Below are 1,440 nucleotides of genomic sequence, written 5' to 3'. Positions count from 1 at the left end.
CCCAAGCGCCGCCCGGAGCGCGTCTCCGAACGTTCCCTCGCGCATCTCTCCCCCCACGATGGTCGGCACGATCAAGAAGGGCAATCAGCCAGAGCACGGTCCCGGGGCGGGCAGCAACCCGGGAGGTCCCGCCGCGCCGGCTGCACCCGCGGGTGGCGGACAGAAGCTCCACATGGGTGTGCCTGCCGCGCTCGACACCCCCACCGATGGAACGCAAGGCCTGCCCGGCTACGGTCAGCCACTGCCGGGCGCAAACGCAAAGCCCGCCGGCTACTGATTCCGCGCAACGCGCGCTTCGAACGCGACTGCTACGGGGCGGCGACCGCGGCCAGCGCGGCGCGAGCGGCCTCGACACGGGTGTTGTAGCACGGGTAGCAGACGGGTGAGTACTGCTCGTCGCCCCCCAGCAGCACCTTGGGCCCCTCGACGATGGCCCGCCCCTCTGCGTCGTGGCGCAGGTTGAAGACGGCTTTGCGATTGCAGAACTGACAGGTGGTCTTCACCTCTTCGATGTTGTCGGCCAGCTCCATGAGGCGACGCGAGCCCTCGAACAGACGGGTCTGGAAATCGGTGCGCAGGCCGTAGCAGATCACGGGGATGTCGAGACGTCGCGTGAGCTCGCGCAGCTGCTCGATGAGCCCCCCCACCAGGAACTGTGCCTCATCGACGAGCACGCACGAGACCCCCTCGAAGCGCGTGAAGTCGAGCTGCGTCTCCGCGTCGATCAAGATGTCTGCCGGATACGTGATGCCCGCGCGCGAGGTGACCGACTCGTCTCCGAAGCGCCGATCGAGGGCGGGCTTGCAGAGCACCACCTGCTTGCCCTGTCGCTCGTAGTTGTGACGAACCGCGAGCAGGTTCAGCGTCTTGGCGGAGCCCATGGCTCCATATCGGAAGTACAGCTTGGCCATGGCAGGCGCTCCTTGGTTGAGGTGCGTTCGGTGCGAGAGAGGGAGAGCGCGGCTCACGGCCGAATCGAGCCCCATCTCGGCGCGCCCGAGGGTTCGACCGGGAAGGGTCGGCTCCCTGCGCGCACGCAGCGAAAGGACGCCTGTGCACCCCCTCGTCGGCATCATCATGGGCTCACGCTCCGACTGGACCACCATGGCGCACGCGGCAGCCACGCTCGAGCAGCTCGGCGTACCCCACGAGGTCCGGGTGGTGTCGGCCCATCGCACGCCCGACCTGCTGTTCGAGTATGCATCAACGGCAGAAGACAGAGGGCTCGAGATCATCATCGCCGGCGCGGGCGGCGCGGCCCACCTGCCGGGCATGACCGCGGCCAAGACCGTGCTGCCGGTGCTGGGCGTGCCTGTCGAATCGAAAGCGCTCAACGGCGTCGACTCCCTGATGTCCATCGTGCAGATGCCGGCCGGCATCCCCGTCGGAACACTCGCCGTGGGGCGCGCGGGCGCGGTGAACGCGGCCCTCCTCGCCACC

3 protein-coding genes are annotated in these 1,440 nt (G+C 68.5%); 2 read left to right on the top strand and 1 reads right to left on the bottom strand.

Translation table 11 applies throughout. The features are described from left to right. Positions 1-58: 58 nt before the first annotated feature. On the top strand, positions 59-277 hold the full coding sequence (locus EB084_25380) for a hypothetical protein (protein ID NDD31597.1): 219 nt from the start codon (positions 59-61) through the stop codon (positions 275-277). Between the two features lie 31 nt (positions 278-308). Here the strand turns inward: EB084_25380 and EB084_25375 are convergent, their stop codons facing one another. Next, positions 309-911 (bottom strand): thymidine kinase, encoded by a 603-nt coding sequence (locus tag EB084_25375; protein ID NDD31596.1) that lies wholly within the window; start codon positions 909-911, stop codon positions 309-311. Positions 912-1,053: 142 nt separating this feature from the next. Between EB084_25375 and purE the strand changes: the two genes are divergently transcribed. Beyond that, positions 1,054-1,440 (top strand): 5-(carboxyamino)imidazole ribonucleotide mutase (purE, locus tag EB084_25370; protein NDD31595.1); only part of this gene is annotated, 387 nt, incomplete at its 3' end.

This window comes from Pseudomonadota bacterium (assembly GCA_010028905.1).
Lineage (GTDB): Bacteria > Vulcanimicrobiota > Xenobia > RGZZ01 > RGZZ01 > RGZZ01.
This window is presented reverse-complemented; position numbering and strand designations above follow the sequence as displayed.